Below are 16,865 nucleotides of genomic sequence, written 5' to 3' on the forward strand. Positions count from 1 at the left end.
ATTCGGGCATAGCGATAACCGAACGGGAAATGAAACTTTCCCGACTTATCGGCGTGATACCGGCGAAACGGTCAGACGGCGCTGCCGGTCACTATGTGTTCGGCGAGTTGAGGCACCACTCCCGCGGCGATCACCCTCAATTCTCCCGACGGGTCCAGCGCATCGGGCCACGGCCCCGCCAGCGCGTCGAACTCTACTTGGTGACGGCCGACGGCCCGCTCAACCGCGCGCAGCGACACGCTGCAGTCGCGGGCCCGCCGGCCGCACGCGCACTGCCGGCCGGGATGCTCGGAGCAGCCGGCCACATAGCGATCAACGGCCGCGCGCAGCGTCGGATGCACCGGCCGAGCCAACGCAATGCTCCGCACCTGGCCTCCGCGGCCGATCCAGCTGGCCACCACTTCTTCGCCCATGTCATCGAGAGCTTGGACGTACGCCTCCAGTTCGGCTCGCGGCGACGGATCGCCGGCGGCGGCGGGACCGACGATTTCGATCACCGCATGCCCCTGCCAGTCCTGCGGACGGAACCGCAAGGTCCGCCGGCCAGACCGCACGATCTGACCGCCCGCACTCACCGCAGCCCCGTCCGGTTGCGCGGTGTCGTACATCCACCGCAGGCCAACGAGCAGCTCGGGGAGATGCCGTGTCACGACCAGCTCCGGCCGCCTCGAGGCGAGCCCCTGGCGTACCGCCGCGGGCTCGGTCCGACCACGTCGACGCGGGACGCTCAGTCCGCCAGAATCCATCGCCATAGCCGCCTCCCAGCAAATCCCTCTTGTCCGTCAAAGAACGACGTTCATCCCAATTACAGCACGGCGATGGGGTGCCCGACGATACGTCAAACGACTGACATCACCCGGTTTCCGCTAACAACATCAAGCGACTCACAGGTAACGCACGGACCACGCGACCCACCGGAAACGCCGGTTACACACCGGTATTTACCAGCAATTTAAGAATCGCTACCCTAGGCAAGCACGTAGCTAGCGGCCGCCGACCGACGGACGACACTCTGGTGTACAGCTAATAATCTGAAGGAGTACGTACCCAAGGTATGCTGCGCGATTCCATTCGCCTCGATGCCGGCACGCCATCGATATTTACGTTGTGGGCAAACTAGATCAACGGGCCGCGAGCGTCTGGTGCCGCAGCTCGAGGCACCCGGCCGGTACCGACCCCGTGCGCGTGTTACCGCTGCCGTTCCCCGGGGCAGGTGAAAGACTCACCGACGTGCACCCAAACCGCTCGCGCCGTAGCTTCCTGGCACTGGCCGCCGGTGCCGCCGGTGCCGTGGCGGTCGCCGCATGCACCAAGCCGCCGGCCTCGGGCACCGTTGCCGGCGACGGGTCGGTCACGATCAATCACGCATTCGGTTCCACCCGGATTCCGGCACCGCCGAAGAACGTGGTGTGCGCCGGCCTCACCGGGCAGGACGAACTGCTGGCGGTCGGCGTGGTCCCGATCGCCGTGACCGAGTGGTTCGGAAACCAACCGTTCGCGGTGTGGCCGTGGGCCCAGCCCGCTCTGGGTCCGGCACAGCCGGCCGTCCTGAACCTCAACGACGGCATCCAGGTGGACAAGATCTCCGCCCTGAAGCCCGATCTCATCATCGCCACCAACGCCGGACTGGATGCCGACACCTACAAGAAGCTGTCGGCCATCGCACCGACAATCGCCCAATCGGGCCAGGACGCCTTCTTCGAACCATGGAAAGACCAGGCCAACGTCATCGGACAGGCAGTCTTCAAGGCCGACGACATGAAGAAGCTCATCGACGGCGTCGACGCGAAGTTCGCCGGCGCGGGTAAGGCGAACCCGAGACTCAGCGGCCGAAAGATGTTGATCGTCAACGGCCTTCCGACCGCGGACGGGGTCGAGATCACGCCTTCCGGGTGGCGCACCGAGTTCCTCGGCGAGCTGGGCATCGCCATCCCGGACGGGCTGGACTCCTTCACCAAGGGACAACACGCCTTCGTGCCCCGCGACCAGATGGCCAGTGCGCTCCGCGGCGCGGACGTGCTGATCTGGACTCTCGACGCTGACGACCAGCGGCCCGCCGTGCTGGCCGACCCGACGGTCGCTCAGCTGAGCCAGGCCAAAGCCAACCGGATCGTCTTCCCCAACAAGGACCTGTCCGCGGCGATCGCGTTCGCCTCGGTGCTGTCCTATCCGGCCGTGGCCGATCAGTTGCCGCCCCTGCTGACCGCGGCGCTAGCCTGACCCGATCCGGGCCCGAACCCGGCTCCGGGTTGCACCCGCCGTTCCGCCTGCCAAGATGATCGGCGTGATCGGCACCGAGCGCCCCGAACAGCACGCCCGCTTCGCGCAGGTCGGATCGACCTACTATCCGATCCTGATCGCGGTGTTCACGGCCCTGGTCATCATCTCCAACGTCACCGCCACCAAGGGCGTGGCATTCGGGCCGATCATCACCGACGGCGGCTTCATCGTCTTCCCGCTCACCTACATCATCGGCGACGTGCTGTCGGAGGTGTACGGATTCAAGGCCACGCGGCGCGCGATCTATCTCGGCTTTGCGATGAATATCCTTGCGGCCCTGACATTCTGGGCGACCATCTACCTGCCGGCCGCCGACTTCTACCCGAACCAGGCGCACTTCGAGAACGTCGTGCACTCCTACACGCAGCTGATCATCGCGGGTCTGGCCGGGTTCATCGTCGGACAGACCATCAACGCGTGGGTCGTGGTGGCCATCAAGGAACGCACCAAGGAGAAGCACCTGTGGGCGCGGCTGGTCGGCTCGACCTTCGCCGGGCAGCTCGGTGACACCCTGGTGTTCTGCGCCATCGCCGCCAACGCCATCGGCATCAGCACCTTCCACGACTTCGCCGTCTACACCGGCCAGGGCTGGCTGTACAAGACCGCCGTCGAGGTTCTTTTCCTGCCGGTGACCTACCGCGTGATCAGCTACATCAAGCGTCGCGAACCGACCTACGACTTTGCTGTCTGAGCGATTCTTAAGGCTCCTCTGGCGAGCTGTTAAAGAAGCGTCAATTTCCCGCTACTCGCGAGTAGATTTTGGTGATGACCGTCACAGTTCAAGACGTTGACACGGCAAAATCGCCAACGCTCGACAGTATCCGCGACTATGGCGACCAGGCGCTGCTCCTGGAATTGAACAGCACCGCCGAGGTGTTGGCGTGGACCGACACGCTGAGAGCTGCGCATCTACCCGGCGTGCTCGACATCGTCCCGGCCTCGCGGACGATTCTGATCAAACTCGCCGCGCCGCGATATCAGATTCCCACCGGGCAGCGGCTGTCCAAGCTGCACCTCGAAGCCTCCGATAACACCGAGGCCAGCGCCTCGCAGGAGCCCGACGTGATCATCGACGTCGTGTACGACGGCATGGACCTCGACGAGGTCTCCACGCTGACCGGGCTGGCTCCGAACGAGGTGATCGCCGCCCACACCGGATCCCTGTGGCGGGTCGCGTTCGGCGGCTTCACACCGGGCTTCGCCTATCTGGTGGGTGGCGACGAGCGGCTCCAGGTGCCGCGACGCAGCGAGCCGCGAACCCGCGTGCCCGCCGGGTCGGTGGCCCTCGCCGGCGAGTTCGGCGGGGTGTACCCGCGGGAGACCCCGGGTGGCTGGCAGTTGATCGGCCGTACCGACGCCAGGTTGTGGGACATCGAGCGGGCGCAGCCGGCGTTGCTGATTCCGGGCATGTGCGTGCAATTCCGGGCGATCGGTTAGGGGAACAGCGATGACCGCAACACTCGAAATTCTCAAGACCGGTCCGCTCGCGCTGGTCGAGGACCTGGGCCGTCCCGGACTGGCTCACATGGGCGTGAGCCGTTCGGGCGCCGCCGACCGCCGCTCGCACACGCTGGCCAACCGGCTGGTGGCCAACCCGAACGACCGGGCCACCATCGAGGTGACATTCGGCGGCTTTTCCGCCAGGGTCCACGGTGGCGGCAAGGAGGGCGTCGCGGTCGCAGTCACGGGCGCTGACGCCGATCCATCGGCCAACGGAAAGCTCTTCGGCACCAACAGCATCCACTACGCGCACGACGGAGACGTCATCTCCCTGGGCGCCCCGCACACCGGCCTGCGCAGTTATGTCGCGGTCCGCGGCGGCTTCGTGGTGGATCCGGTGCTCGGATCGTGCAGCTACGACGTCATGTCGGCCATCGGCCCGCGGCCCCTGCAGGCCGGTGACGTACTGACCATCGGCGAACACACCGCAGAGTTCCCGGAACTGGATCAAGCACCCGTGGCCGCCATCGCCGAGGACCTGCTCGAGCTGTTGGTGGTCCCCGGTCCGCGCGACGATTGGTTCGTCGACCCGGACGCCCTGGTGCACACGGAGTGGGTGGTCACCGACCGCAGCGACCGGGTCGGCATGCGGTTGAACGGCCGGCCACTACAGCACCGCTGGCCAGACCGCCAGCTCTCCAGCGAGGGGGCGACGCGGGGAGCAATTCAGGTGCCGCCCAACGGTTTGCCGGTGATCCTCGGCCCCGACCATCCGGTCACCGGCGGGTACCCGGTGATCGGTGTGGTCGCCGACCACGACATCGACAAGGTGGGGCAGATCCGGCCCGGCCAGCACGTGCGGATGCACTGGTCCAGGCCGCGTCACCCGTTCGGCGGCTGAACCCCCGCAGGCACCAGCGCGGGCTGCGCAATCCTGGTAGAACGAGGGGGTGCACCCCACGGATCTCTCCCGCGTACACAACGTTCACACGGCGCGCCTGGTCCACACCGCTGATCTCGATGCCGAGACCCGCGATGGCGCACGGCAGATGGTCATCGACGCCTACGACGGCGATTTCTCTGATGCGGACTGGGAGCACTCACTGGGTGGTATGCACGCGCTGATCTGCCACCACGGCGCGATCATCGCGCACGGCGCAGTCGTGCAGCGTCGGCTCATCTATCGCAACACCGCACTGCGATGCGGGTACGTCGAAGCCGTTGCCGTCCGCGAGGACTGGCGCGGACAGGGGCTGGCCGGCGCGGTCCTGGACGCCGTCGAGCAGGTGATTCGGGGCGCCTACGAGATCGGGGCGCTCAGTTCCTCGGACGCGGGGCGCCCGATCTACACCGCGCGCGGCTGGCAGCCGTGGCGCGGCACGACGTCGGTGCTGGCTCCGGCCGGGGTCAACCGCACGCCCGAGGACGATCACTCGTTGTTCGTACTGCCGGTCTCGGTCGAGGTCGACACCACCGCCGACCTCACCTGCGACTGGCGCGACGGCGACGTTTGGTAGCGCTGTGAGGTTTTGACCGGGAAAACACCAGGTCAATATCGATTGTGAGGACAACTTCATCAATCGATCATGAGTGACACCGCTGAGCAATGGCCGGGTAACCGTTCGGAAACACACGGTCCGTTCACTAGACACATGAGTGAACCCGATCGGGCCCCGCTCACCGGATTTCGGGTGGCGGTGACCGCCGCACGACGAGCCGATGAGCTGTGTACCTTGCTGCGCCGCCGTGGCGCGACGGTGATCGCCGCCCCTGCCATTGCCATGGTGCCGCTGCCCGACGACGACGAGCTGCGCATCAACACGCGCGCCCTGATCGAGACACCGCCCGACGTGCTGATCGCCACCACCGGCATCGGGTTCCGCGGCTGGATGTCCGCCGCCGACGACTGGGGAGTCTCCGGCGAACTGACTGATGCCCTCAGCCGCGCCCGGATCGTCTCCCGCGGCCCCAAGGCCACCGGCGCGCTCCGCGCCGGTGGGCTGCCCGAGGAATGGTCACCCGAGTCCGAGTCGTCCCGCGAGGTGCTGGGCTACCTGTTGCAGGGCGGCATCTCGGGCCTGCGGATCGCCGTTCAGCTGCATGGCGCCACCGACGACTGGGACCCCTTCCCCGAGTTTCTCGACGAACTGCGCCGTGCCGGCGCCGAAGTCGTCCCGATCAGGGTCTACCGGTGGCAACCCATGCCGCCGGGTGGGCCGTTCGACTCGTTGGTCAACGACATCGCCGAGCGCAGGCTCGACGCCGTCAGCTTCACCTCGGCGCCCGCGGTTGCGGCGACCCTGCTGCGCGCGACCGAACTCGGCGTCAAAGATCAAGTGCTGGAAGCATTTCGGACCCAGGTGCGCGCCATGTGCGTCGGACCGGTGACGGCACGGCCGCTCGCCCGGCTGGGAGTACCGACCTTCGCGCCCGAGCGAATGCGCCTGGGTGCGCTGGCCCGGCACATCGCCGACGAGCTGCCGGTGCTGCAGGCCCGGAAGCTGCGGGCCGCCGGGCACGACCTGGAGATCCGCGGTACCTGTGTCGTCGTCGACGGTGTGGTCCGGGACCTGTCGCCTGCCGGGATGGCCATCGTCCGTGCGCTGGCGCTGCGGCCCGGCGCGGTGGTGTCGCGGCAGGAACTGCTGGCCGCGCTGCCCGGCAGCGGTACGGATACGCACGCCGTCGAGACTGCGGTGCTCCGCCTGCGAACCACCTTGGGCGACAAGGAAATCGTCGCAACTGTGGTCAAGCGCGGCTACCGGCTGGCGGTCGACGACTACGCGGCAGGTGCGCTGTGAACCCCGTCCTGGTCGCCCACGGCACCCGCAAGGGCTCGGGTGTCGCGATGATCGGCGATCTGGCCGAGCGGGTGAGCGGACTGCTGGACCGCCGGGTGCACACCGCGTTCGTCGACGTCCTCGGCCCCACGCCGGCCGAAGTGCTGTCGGGGCTGCCCTACGGTCCGGCCGTCGTCGTTCCGGCCTTCTTGTCTTCGGGGTACCACGTCCACAAGGACATCCCGGAAGGGATCGCCGCGAGCGGACATCTGGACGTCACTGTGACGCCGGCACTGGGCCCCTCGACCGCGATGGTCCGGGTACTGGCCGACCGGCTGATCGAATCAGGCTGGCGTCCATCGGATGCCGTGGTGCTGGCCGCTGCCGGGACCACTGACCCGCGCGCCGCCAGCGACCTGCGCCGAACCTGCGCCATGCTGTCGGCGACATTGGGCAGCCGCGTCGAGCTTGCGTTCGCGATCAGTGGCACGCACTGGGTCGGCGACGTGGTGACCCGGCTGCGCAAGCGTGGCGCCGAGCGGGTGGCCGTGGCGTCATTCCTGTTGGCCGACGGCCTCTTTCAGGACCGGCTGTACACGTGCGGGGCCGACGTGGTGACCGACCCGCTGGGCCGGCACCCGGGCGTCGCCAAGCTGGTTGCGCACCGGTTCCGGACCGCCCGCCTGTCGATCGCCGCCTAGATTCCGCCGAAACGGCATTCCAGCAGGCCGCCTCTCGCACTTTCGCTGCTGGAATGCGGTTTCGGCCTGGGATACTGGAGGCATGGCCAAGCGGTCGGGCAACGACGTGGCGCTGGACACCTACCGGTTCCTTCGCGGCGGCATGGTCGTCATGGCTGTCCTGCTGGGTGCAGCGCTGGTCGTCGAGCGGGCACACGCCACGTGCTGGCAGACCTCGATCAGTGCCTACTACTTCACCACCGCACATGCCGTCTTCATCGGCGCGCTGTTCGCGATCGGCGCCATGCTCATCGTGTACCAGGGCGCCAGCGACACCGAGAACACGCTGCTGAATCTGGCCGGGGTGCTGGCCTTCGTGATCGCCGTCGTCCCCACTACTCGGCCCGTACTACATTGCGGCACAACTGATCCCGTAGCCGTGCAAACAGGGGCCGCAGTGCTGTTCAACGCCTGGACGGTCACGGTGGTGCTCGCCGGCTCGCGCGTCGCATCGTGGTTGTTGTTCCGGCCCACCCGGCCCAACACCCTTCTCGGCAGCGCCGCGGTGTGGCTGCAGCGCGCGGTACTCGGCACCGGCGTCGTGGTGCTGATCGCGGCTCCGGACTGGTTCCGGGTCAATGCGCACGGCATCGCCGCGGCGGCGATGTTCGGCGCCATCGTGCTGACGGTGTTCAGCTCGGCCTTCGGAGCCGCGCCGGAATGCGGGCGTCGGTACCGCGTTGCCTACCAGACGATCTCACTGTTGATGGCCGGCACCTTGCTGACCACGGTGGTGCTGCATCAGACGCTGAACGGCTTCAACCACGCGGTGCTGATCGCGGAGATCGCCCTGATCATCGAGTTCACGGCCTATTGGGTGGCGCAGACCATCGAGGACAACAGCTGCACGCGCTGAATTCCGACGAAACGGCATTCCGGCAGGCGCGTACTCGCACTTTCCCTGCTGGAATGCCGTTTCGGCGGAAATCTAGGCGGCTACGTCGACTCCCAGCGGACCGATCTCGACCAGCCCGGCCCAGACCCGGATGGGGTAGACCGGCAGGCTCACCGAGGGATCATCGAGGCAGACACCGTCATCCAGAGCGAAGGCCTGCTTCTTGATGGGGCTCTGCACGCAAGCCCGGCCAGCGCGGTCACCGACGAGCCCCCGCGACATCACTGCCGCACCGGAGAACGGGTCGATGTTGCCGACCGCATACAGCGAGCCGTCGTGCAGGCGGAACAGCGCCGCCTGGGTGCCGTCGGGCAGCAACACACCGGCACCGCGTCCGGGCACCAACCGGTGGTAGGAGCACACCGCGGTCCACTCCGAACGGTCCTGGTACTGGGCAACTTCGGAAAGGTCGTTGAGAGTCATTGCGGCCTCCTGATCAGCTTTTCGCGGGCGGGACGGTGGGCATACCGATCGGCACCTTGCGGCCGTTGCGTTCGGTGAATTCGATGGTCGGGTCGGCGACGTCGGGCGCGTTGACGAACGAGACGAACTGCGACAGCTTCGCGCGGTCGTCCAGCACGCCCTTCCACTCGCAGGAGTAGCCGTCGACGTGCCGTTCCATGGCGGCTTCGAATTCGCTTGCCAGACCGAGAGAGTCGCTGCACACAACGTCGCGGACGTGGTCCAGGCCCATCTGATCGACCCACGGTGCGGTGCGCTGCAACCGATCCGCGGTGCGGATGTAGAACATCAGGAACCGGTCGATGTAGCGGACCAGGGTCTCGTCGTCGAGATCGCCGGCCAGCAGCTGCGCGTGGGCGGGCGTCATCCCGCCGTTGCCGCCGACGTACAGGTTCCAGCCGGTCTCGGTGGCGATGACGCCGACGTCCTTGCCGCGGGCCTCAGCGCATTCCCGGGCACAGCCCGAGACGCCCATCTTGAGCTTGTGCGGCGAACGCAGACCGCGGTAACGCAGCTCCAGATCGATCGCCATCTGCACCGAATCCTGTTGTCCGTAGCGGCACCAGTCGCTACCGACGCAGCTCTTGACCGTGCGCAGCGACTTGCCGTAAGCCTGCCCGGATTCCATGCCGCCGTCGACCAGACGCCGCCAGATTTCCGGCAGCTGGTCGACCCGCGCACCGAACATGTCGATGCGCTGGCCACCGGTGATCTTGGTGTAAAGCCCGAAGTCCCTGGCGATCTCACCGATCAGGATCAGCTGTTCCGGGGTGATGTCACCGCCCGGAACCCGCGGCACCACCGAGTAGCTGCCGTTCTTCTGGATGTTGGCCAGGAAGTGGTCGTTGGAGTCCTGCAGGCCGGCCTGCTCGCCGTCCAGGATGTGACCACTGCTGGTCGACGCCAGGATCGAGGCGATGGCGGGTTTGCAGATGTCGCAACCCTTTCCGGACCCGAACTTGGCGATCAGGCCGGAGAACGTACGGATCGAGGTGGCCGAGATGATCTCGAACATCTCGGCCCGCGACTGCGGGAAGTGCTCGCACAGAGCCTTGGACTGCTCGACGCCCTGGGCTTCCAGCAGCTGTTTGAGCAGCGGCACGCAGGAGCCACACGAGGTGCCGGCCTTGGTGCAGGCCTTCAGGCCGGCGACGTCGGAGCAACCGCCGTCGATCGCGCCGCACAGGTCGCCCTTGGTGACGTTGTTGCAGGAGCAGATCTGGGCGGCGTCCGGCAGGGCGCCGACACCGAGAGCGCTTGCGCCCTCACCGGATCCGGCCGGGGCGATCAGCGCCAGCGGGTCGCCGGGCAGCGTCTCACCGACCATCGGGCGCAGTACGCCGTAGGACGACGCGTCGCCGACCAGGATGCCACCCAGCAGGGTCTGCGCATCGTCGGACAGCACCAGCTTGGCGTAGGTCTGCTTCACCGGGTCATTGACCACGACCTGCAGGCAGTCGGGCGTAACACCCTGGGCGTCACCGAAACTCGCGACGTCGACGCCGAGCAGCTTCAGCTTGGTGGACATGTCGGCTTCGGGGAACTCCGCGGCGCCACCGAGCAGGCGGTCGGCGACCACCTCGGCGGTGGTGTAACCGGGACCGACCAGGCCGTAGCACCGGCCTTCGACCGCGGCGACCTCACCGATCGCGTAGATGTCAGGATCGCTTGTCACACAGGACAGGTCGGTCAGGACGCCGCCGCGTTCGGCCAGTTCCAGGCCCGCCTCACGGGCCAGCTCATCCCGCGGGCGTACACCGGCGGCGAAGACCACCAGGCCGGCGTCGATCAGGGTGCCGTCGCTGAGCAGCACGCGGATGCCCTCGTCGAGCGGCTCGATGGCGTCGGTGCCGACATCCAGGTGCACCGAGATGCCCAGCTTGCCGATCATCCGGGCCAGCAGCGCACCGCCGGCGTCGTCGAGCTGCTGGTTCATCGGGCGCGGTGCGCGCTCGACGATGTGAGCCTGCATGCCGAACTGGCGCAACGCATTCGCGGCTTCCAGGCCGAGCAGACCACCACCGATGACCACACCGGTGTTGTTGCCGTGTCCGGCCGACCGCTGCATGGCGGCGCGGATGCCGTCGAGGTCGTCCAGGGTGCGGTAGACGTAGCAGCCGGGCAGCTGGTGACCTGGCACCGGCGGTACGAAAGCGTAAGAGCCCGTGGCCATTACCAACTTGTCGTACGCGATACCGCGGCCCGACTCGGTCACCACCGTCTTGGCGGTGCGGTCGATACCGCCGACCTTGTCACCGAGCACCAGGTCGACGAGTCCGTCGCCCTCATAGTCGTTGCCGGGCAACGCCAGCTTCGACCGGTCCCAGTGCTCGGTGTATCCGGTGAGCCCCACCCGGTCGTAGGCGGCGTCCGCTTCCTCGGACAGCACAGTGATGCGCCACTGGCCCGCGGTGTCCCGCGAGCGCAGCGCCTCGACAAGGCGGTGCCCGACCATTCCGTGGCCTACGACCACAAGGTTCTTCGCGTCCATGCACCAAAAGGTAGGGAGCCGATATTGCGGATTGTGTTGCCGCGTGTGAATCGACCGTCACGCTCTTCTCACAGGCCGCGACGCAGGCCCGTGAAGTGAGTGGCCCCGGTCACAGACCTGCGCTTACCCACGCCGAAACGGCATTCCAGCAGGAAAAGTGCGGGTAGCAGCCTGCTGGAATGCCGTTTCGGCGAGTGGCCGGCGGGATGGTTCGCCGCGGGTACTTACCCGACGCCGGCGGGCGACGAGGTGGTCGCGGTGGTGTACGGGTTGTAGATCGTCGTCGTGGTGGTCGTGGGGCTGGTCCCGTAACCGGAAGTGCTCGACGGCGTGTAAGTCCCGCTGGTGGTGGTGCTGGTCGACGAGGTCGTGTCATCCGTGGTCGACGTGTCCGACGTGCTTTCCGTCGTCGTTGTCGTCGTGGTGGTGGTCGTCGTGGTGGTGGTTCGGGTCGTCGTCGTCCGCTTGGTGGTCGTCGGATGCGTCGTCAGCACCGTGGGTTCGCCCACCGGACCGGGCGGCTGCTCGGACGCGTCAGAGGTCTGAATCACCTGGTAGATCAGAATGATCAACAGCACCGCGGCGGCAACGCCGGCGGCCCACCACAACCCGTAATTTTCGTCGGCGTTGCGCTCGTGGTCGCTGTCGCTCACTGCCATCGCGCCAGAATATCCGCGGCCTGCACGGCCAATGCGCGCTGCAGGAACGGTCCGAAACTGATGCGCCCGACGCCCAACGGACCGAAGGACGCGGGGTCGTCGGACTCGGGGATCGCAATGGCGTTGATCGGCAACGGCAGGTCGGCGGCCAATCGGCGCAGGGTGTCGTCATCGTGGCGGCCCACCGGGTACAGGGCGTCCGCCCCTGCCGCCGCACACAGCTGCAACCGCTGTACGGCGCGGTCGTACCGGTCGGCCTCGTCGCCGATCTGGCGCAGGAACAGATCGGTGCGCGCATTGATCACCAGGTGGACACCGGAAGCATCTGCCGCCCTGCGCAATTCACCGACCAGGTCGGCGTGTTCCTGCGCGTCGCGGATGCGCCCACCGTCCTTGTGCACGGTGTCCTCGATGTTCAAGCCGACCGCGCCCGCGGCCAGCAGGCCAGAGATGAGGCGGGTCGGGGCCTCGCCATAGCCGGATTCGATGTCGACCGACACCGGAACCTGAACCGCCGAGGTGATCTGGCTGACGCGCGTCGTGAGGTCGTCGAACGACATGCCCTCGCCGTCGGGCTTGCCCACCGAGTCGGCCACGGGATGGCTGCCGACCGTCAGCGCCGAGAACCCGGCGGCCACCGCGAGCGTCGCCGACCAGGCGTCCCACACGGTCGGGAGGACGACCGGATTTCCCGGCCGGTGCAGGGCCAACAGTGCTTCGGCGCGCTGCGCCAGTACCGCATCGGACATGGTCACACCGTACCGACACACACCGGTCGGACATGCCGGCGCCGTGCCGACAAACGTGACCTGTCTCACTTTCATCTCCGGATCTGACTAGCATCCGGTGTCGTACTGTGATTTATGACACCCTTCAGCCCAAGGAGGTCGCATGATGTCCACCACCACTGAGCTCACCGAACTGCACGAATTGATCGGCAATCTTCGCCGGTCCGTCAGCTCGCTGGCCGCCAAATACGGGGACTCCCCCGCCACTCGCCGCATCGCGAATGACGCCGAGCGCCTGGCCGTCGACATCGATCGGCTGCACATCGACATCGAAGAGCTGGAATTCAGCCGCGGCATCAAACAGCAAGGCCCGGCCAAGGAAAAGATCGTGATCCCCGATCACGACTACTCCAGCGAATTCTGGAACAACGACGACGGTGGCGTCGGCGGCTGACCGGCAGTGGGCACGGCAGTCGGTCGTGCCCACCAGCGGCCGTCCCAAAACTGCATAGACAGACCGTGTCCCCAATGGAATCGAGGCTTTCTTCGTGAGCGCACCCGCCGCCAACCGTCCCGGGACCGGCGTCTTCTCCCCCACGCGTGCGCAGATACCGCAGCGCACCCTGCGGACCGACAACTGGCTCAAATCCCCGATTCTCATCGACCTGGGTTTCGCCGCGTTCGTCATCTACGCGACAGCGCGCGCGTTCCAGCGGGACCACTTCTACGTCGCGGACTATCACTACCTGACGCCGTTCTACTCACCGTGTCTGAGCGTCAAGTGCGGGGCGGCCAGTGAGTTCTGGCCGCAGATCCTGCCTGCTGACGGGCTCTTCTCGCTCATCCCCTACGCGGCGCTGTCCCTGCCGTTCCTGCTGCTGTTCCGGCTGACCTGCTACTACTACCGAGGCGCCTACTACCGCACGGTGTGGCAGTCCCCGACCGCGTGCGCCGTCGCCGAGCCGCACGCCAAGTACACCGGTGAGACGCGGCTCCCGCTGATCATCCAGAACACCCACCGGTACTTCTTCTACGCCGCCGTGCTCATCTCGCTGATCAACACCTACGACGCGATCGTGGCGTTCCGCTCGCCGACCGGTTTCGGGTTCGGTCTGGGCAACCTCGTCCTGCTGGGCAACGTGATCATGCTGTGGATCTACACGGTGTCCTGCCACTCCTGCCGGCACGTCACCGGTGGCCGGCTCAAGCACTTCTCGAAACACCCTGTGCGGTACTGGATCTGGACCCAGGTCAGCAAGCTCAACACCCGGCACAAGCTGTTCGCGTGGATCACCCTGGGCACCCTGATGTTCACGGACTTCTACGTCATGGCCCTGTCCGCCGGGTGGTTCAGCGACCTCAGGTTTGTCGGATGAGTTTTGTCGGCGACGAAACTCTTTGATTTTCAACACTATTCACAACAATTTGGAGTTATTTCATGGCTGAACTCGAACGGCACGAATACGACGTCGTCGTAATCGGAGCCGGCGGGGCGGGGTTGCGTGCGGTCATCGAGGCCCGGGAACAGGGTCTGCGGGTCGCGGTGGTGTGTAAGTCGCTGTTCGGCAAGGCCCATACCGTCATGGCCGAGGGCGGCTGCGCCGCCTCGATGCGCAACGCGAACTCCAAGGACAACTGGCAGGTGCACTTCGGCGACACCATGCGCGGCGGCAAGTTCCTGAACAACTGGCGCATGGCCGAGCTGCACGCGCGTGAAGCACCGGACCGGGTCTGGGAGCTGGAGACCTACGGCGCGCTGTTCGACCGCACCAAGGACGGCCGGATCAGCCAGCGCAACTTCGGTGGTCACACCTACCCGCGGCTCGCGCACGTCGGCGACCGCACCGGCCTCGAGATCATCCGCACCATGCAGCAGAAGATCGTCTCGCTGCAGCAGGAGGATTTCGCCGAGACCGGCGACTACGAGGCCCGGATCAAGGTGTTCCACGAGTGCACCATCACCGAACTCGTCAAAGACGGCGATCGCATCGCAGGCGCCTTCGGCTACTGGCGTGAGTCGGGCCGGTTCGTGCTGTTCGAGGCGCCGGCCGTGGTGCTGGCCACCGGCGGTATCGGCAAGTCGTTCAAGGTGTCGTCGAACTCCTGGGAGTACACCGGCGACGGGCACGCCCTGGCCCTGCGGGCCGGCGCGACGCTGATCAACATGGAGTTCATCCAGTTCCACCCGACGGGCATGGTCTGGCCGCCCTCGGTGAAGGGCATCCTGGTCACCGAGGGTGTGCGCGGTGACGGCGGAGTGCTGAAGAACTCCGAGGGCAAGCGCTTCATGTTCGACTACATCCCCTCGGTGTTCAAGGGCCAGTACGCCGAAACCGAGGAAGAAGCCGACCAGTGGCTCAAGGACAACGACTCCGCGCGCCGCACCCCTGACCTGTTGCCCCGCGACGAGGTGGCCCGCGCCATCAACTCAGAGGTCAAGGCCGGCCGTGGCACCCCGCACGGCGGCGTCTACCTCGACATCGCCTCGCGTATCCCGACCGAGGAGATCAAGAAGCGCCTGCCGTCGATGTACCACCAGTTCATGGAGCTGGCCGAGGTCGACATCACCAAGGACGAGATGGAGGTCGGCCCGACCTGCCACTACGTCATGGGCGGCATCGAGGTCGATCCGGACACGGGTGCGGCCCGCACGCCGGGTCTGTTCGCGGCCGGCGAGTGCTCCGGTGGCATGCACGGCTCGAACCGGCTCGGCGGCAACTCACTGAGTGACCTGCTGGTGTTCGGCCGGCGGGCCGGCCTCGGTGCGGCGCAGTACGTGAAGGCACTGCCCGCGCGACCCGTCGTCTCGGACACCGCGCTGACCACCGCGGCCCGAGAAGCGTTGGCGCCGTTCGACGAGCATCCCGGTGCCGAGAACCCGTACACGCTGCACACCGAGCTGCAGCAGTCGATGAACGACCTCGTCGGCATCATCCGCACCAAGGACGAGATCGAAGCGGCACTGGGCAAGCTCGATGACCTGAAGCGCCGCATGCACAACATCACCGTCGAGGGCCACCGCCAGTTCAACCCCGGCTGGCACCTGGCTGTCGACATGCGCAACATGCTGCTGGTCAGTGAGTGCGTCGCCCGCGCCGCGCTGGCCCGGACCGAGAGCCGCGGCGGCCACACCCGCGACGACTACCCGGAGATGAACGCCGACTGGCGCAACATCCTGCTGGTGTGCCGTGCCGGCGGCGGTGACGAGATCGTCCCCGACGTCACCGTCACCGCGGAACAACAGGTGCCGATGCCCGCCGAATTGCAGGCCTGCTTCGAGCTGTCCGAGCTGGAGAAGTACTACACCGACGCCGAACTGGCCACCCACCCGGAACGGAGCAAGTGATGAGCACGAGCTACCAAGCCAATGTGCGGGTCTGGCGCGGAGACGACACCGGCGGCGGGCTCGACGACTTCAAGGTCGAGGTCAACGACGGTGAAGTAGTGCTGGATATCATCCATCGAATTCAGCAGACCCAGGCCGGCGATCTGGCGGTGCGGTGGAACTGCAAGGCCGGCAAGTGCGGCTCGTGCTCGGCGGAGATCAACGGCCGCCCGCGGCTGCTGTGCATGACCCGGATGTCGACGTTCGACCCGGCCGAGACCGTCACGATCACCCCGCTGCGCGCCTTCCCGATCATTCGCGACCTGGTGACCGACGTGTCGTTCAACTACGAAAAGGCGCGCCAGATCCCGTCTTTCGCACCGCCGAAGGACCTCAAGCCCGGCGAGTACCGGATGCAGCAGGAAGATGTCGAACGGTCGCAGGAGTTCCGCAAGTGCATCGAGTGCTTCCTGTGCCAGAACACCTGCCACGTGGTGCGCGACCATGAGGAGAACAAGCAGGCATTCGCCGGGCCGCGCTTCCTGATGCGCGTGGCCGAGCTGGACATGCACCCGCTCGACACCCTGGACCGCAAGGACATGGCGCAGGACGAGTTCGGCCTGGGCTACTGCAACATCACCAAGTGCTGCACCGAGGTCTGCCCCGAGCACATCAAGATCACCGACAACGCGCTGATTCCGATGAAGGAGCGTGTCGCCGACCGCAAGTACGACCCGATCGTCTGGCTGGGTAACAAGCTCTTCCGGAGGTAGGCGGCAGCCGCCGAGATCAACGAAATGGTCGTTCCCAGCGCCTGGGAACGACCATTTCGTCTATTTCACGGCACTTCTTTCGGGTCGGCGTACTGTCGGAAGGGCAGCCAATCCGCGACGAAAGGCAGCCGCATGAGTCAAGAAACCAAGAGCGTCAACGACATCCGCACCGCGATCCGCGAGCTTTCCGCACGCGCCGAGCTGGCGCGGAAAGAGGGCCGGCCCGACGACGCCGCCGAGCTCGAACAGCGGGTCGACGGTTACCGGCGGGAACTGGCCGCCAAACCCTGAC

Annotated in this window: 18 protein-coding genes; 13 read left to right on the forward strand and 5 right to left on the reverse strand. The window is 66.6% G+C overall.

Translation table 11 applies throughout. The annotated features are described in order from the left end of the window. Positions 1-71: 71 nt before the first annotated feature. Positions 72-650: a hypothetical protein gene (locus ACNO8X_RS01535; protein ID WP_418003860.1), complete on the reverse strand. Its 579-nt coding sequence runs from the start codon at positions 648-650 to the stop codon at positions 72-74. A gap of 580 nt (positions 651-1,230) precedes the next feature. On the opposite strand from ACNO8X_RS01535, the gene ACNO8X_RS01540 reads away from it, so the two are divergent. The 8 genes from ACNO8X_RS01540 (at position 1,231) to ACNO8X_RS01575 (ending at position 8,096) form a co-directional block, all read left to right on the forward strand. After that, complete coding sequence (locus ACNO8X_RS01540; RefSeq protein ID WP_418003861.1) at positions 1,231-2,220, forward strand: ABC transporter substrate-binding protein; 990 nt, start codon at positions 1,231-1,233, stop codon at positions 2,218-2,220. 67 nt (positions 2,221-2,287) lie between these two features. Then, positions 2,288-2,971: a queuosine precursor transporter gene (locus ACNO8X_RS01545; protein ID WP_418006071.1), complete on the forward strand. Its 684-nt coding sequence runs from the start codon at positions 2,288-2,290 to the stop codon at positions 2,969-2,971. A gap of 74 nt (positions 2,972-3,045) precedes the next feature. After that, positions 3,046-3,717 carry a 5-oxoprolinase subunit B family protein gene (locus tag ACNO8X_RS01550; protein WP_418003862.1) on the forward strand — a complete coding sequence of 224 codons (672 nt, stop codon included), beginning with the start codon at positions 3,046-3,048 and terminating at the stop codon, positions 3,715-3,717. Positions 3,718-3,727: 10 nt separating this feature from the next. Beyond that, positions 3,728-4,621 carry a 5-oxoprolinase/urea amidolyase family protein gene (locus ACNO8X_RS01555; protein ID WP_418003863.1) on the forward strand — a complete coding sequence of 298 codons (894 nt, stop codon included), beginning with the start codon at positions 3,728-3,730 and terminating at the stop codon, positions 4,619-4,621. Between the two features lie 49 nt (positions 4,622-4,670). After that, positions 4,671-5,237 carry a GNAT family N-acetyltransferase gene (locus ACNO8X_RS01560; RefSeq protein WP_133763509.1) on the forward strand — a complete coding sequence of 189 codons (567 nt, stop codon included), beginning with the start codon at positions 4,671-4,673 and terminating at the stop codon, positions 5,235-5,237. Positions 5,238-5,372: 135 nt separating this feature from the next. Beyond that, positions 5,373-6,521: a uroporphyrinogen-III synthase gene (locus tag ACNO8X_RS01565; protein WP_418003864.1), complete on the forward strand. Its 1,149-nt coding sequence runs from the start codon at positions 5,373-5,375 to the stop codon at positions 6,519-6,521. Continuing rightward, a complete protein-coding gene (locus tag ACNO8X_RS01570) occupies positions 6,518-7,201 on the forward strand; it encodes a sirohydrochlorin chelatase (RefSeq protein WP_418003865.1) in 684 nt (227 codons plus the stop codon). The genes ACNO8X_RS01565 and ACNO8X_RS01570 overlap by 4 nt, the downstream gene beginning before the upstream one ends. Positions 7,202-7,283: 82 nt before the next feature. Then, positions 7,284-8,096: a hypothetical protein gene (locus tag ACNO8X_RS01575; RefSeq protein ID WP_418003866.1), complete on the forward strand. Its 813-nt coding sequence runs from the start codon at positions 7,284-7,286 to the stop codon at positions 8,094-8,096. A 72-nt stretch (positions 8,097-8,168) separates the two neighbouring features. Here ACNO8X_RS01575 and nirD read toward each other — a convergent pair whose 3' ends face one another. The 4 genes from nirD to ACNO8X_RS01595 form a co-directional block, all read right to left on the reverse strand. Beyond that, positions 8,169-8,558 carry a nitrite reductase small subunit NirD gene (gene nirD / locus ACNO8X_RS01580; RefSeq protein ID WP_133763513.1) on the reverse strand — a complete coding sequence of 130 codons (390 nt, stop codon included), beginning with the start codon at positions 8,556-8,558 and terminating at the stop codon, positions 8,169-8,171. A 13-nt stretch (positions 8,559-8,571) separates the two neighbouring features. Then, on the reverse strand, positions 8,572-11,088 hold the full coding sequence (nirB, locus tag ACNO8X_RS01585) for a nitrite reductase large subunit NirB (RefSeq protein ID WP_418003867.1): 2,517 nt from the start codon (positions 11,086-11,088) through the stop codon (positions 8,572-8,574). Between the two features lie 224 nt (positions 11,089-11,312). Further along, on the reverse strand, positions 11,313-11,747 hold the full coding sequence (locus ACNO8X_RS01590) for a hypothetical protein (protein ID WP_418003868.1): 435 nt from the start codon (positions 11,745-11,747) through the stop codon (positions 11,313-11,315). Further along, positions 11,738-12,496, reverse strand: a complete 759-nt coding sequence (locus ACNO8X_RS01595; protein ID WP_418003869.1) for an isocitrate lyase/PEP mutase family protein — start codon at positions 12,494-12,496, stop codon at positions 11,738-11,740. Before ACNO8X_RS01595 ends, ACNO8X_RS01590 begins: the two co-directional genes overlap by 10 nt. Positions 12,497-12,641: 145 nt before the next feature. On the opposite strand from ACNO8X_RS01595, the gene ACNO8X_RS01600 reads away from it, so the two are divergent. From ACNO8X_RS01600 to ACNO8X_RS01620, 5 genes are all read left to right on the forward strand, one after another. Further along, positions 12,642-12,929, forward strand: a complete 288-nt coding sequence (locus ACNO8X_RS01600; RefSeq protein ID WP_418003870.1) for a hypothetical protein — start codon at positions 12,642-12,644, stop codon at positions 12,927-12,929. 94 nt (positions 12,930-13,023) lie between these two features. Next, the gene (locus ACNO8X_RS01605) at positions 13,024-13,851 is read left to right on the forward strand and encodes a hypothetical protein (RefSeq protein ID WP_133763518.1); all 828 of its coding nucleotides are present in this window, start codon (positions 13,024-13,026) and stop codon (positions 13,849-13,851) included. A gap of 62 nt (positions 13,852-13,913) precedes the next feature. After that, positions 13,914-15,821: a fumarate reductase/succinate dehydrogenase flavoprotein subunit gene (locus ACNO8X_RS01610; RefSeq protein ID WP_418003871.1), complete on the forward strand. Its 1,908-nt coding sequence runs from the start codon at positions 13,914-13,916 to the stop codon at positions 15,819-15,821. After that, positions 15,821-16,573 (forward strand): succinate dehydrogenase/fumarate reductase iron-sulfur subunit, encoded by a 753-nt coding sequence (locus ACNO8X_RS01615; protein ID WP_043403303.1) that lies wholly within the window; start codon positions 15,821-15,823, stop codon positions 16,571-16,573. Before ACNO8X_RS01610 ends, ACNO8X_RS01615 begins: the two co-directional genes overlap by 1 nt. Before the next feature lie 132 nt (positions 16,574-16,705). After that, complete coding sequence (locus ACNO8X_RS01620) at positions 16,706-16,864, forward strand: hypothetical protein (protein WP_260934206.1); 159 nt, start codon at positions 16,706-16,708, stop codon at positions 16,862-16,864. The last annotated feature ends 1 nt before the right edge of the window (position 16,865 follow it).

This window comes from Mycobacterium sp. PDNC021 (assembly GCF_048282635.1).
Classification (GTDB): domain Bacteria; phylum Actinomycetota; class Actinomycetes; order Mycobacteriales; family Mycobacteriaceae; genus Mycobacterium; species Mycobacterium llatzerense.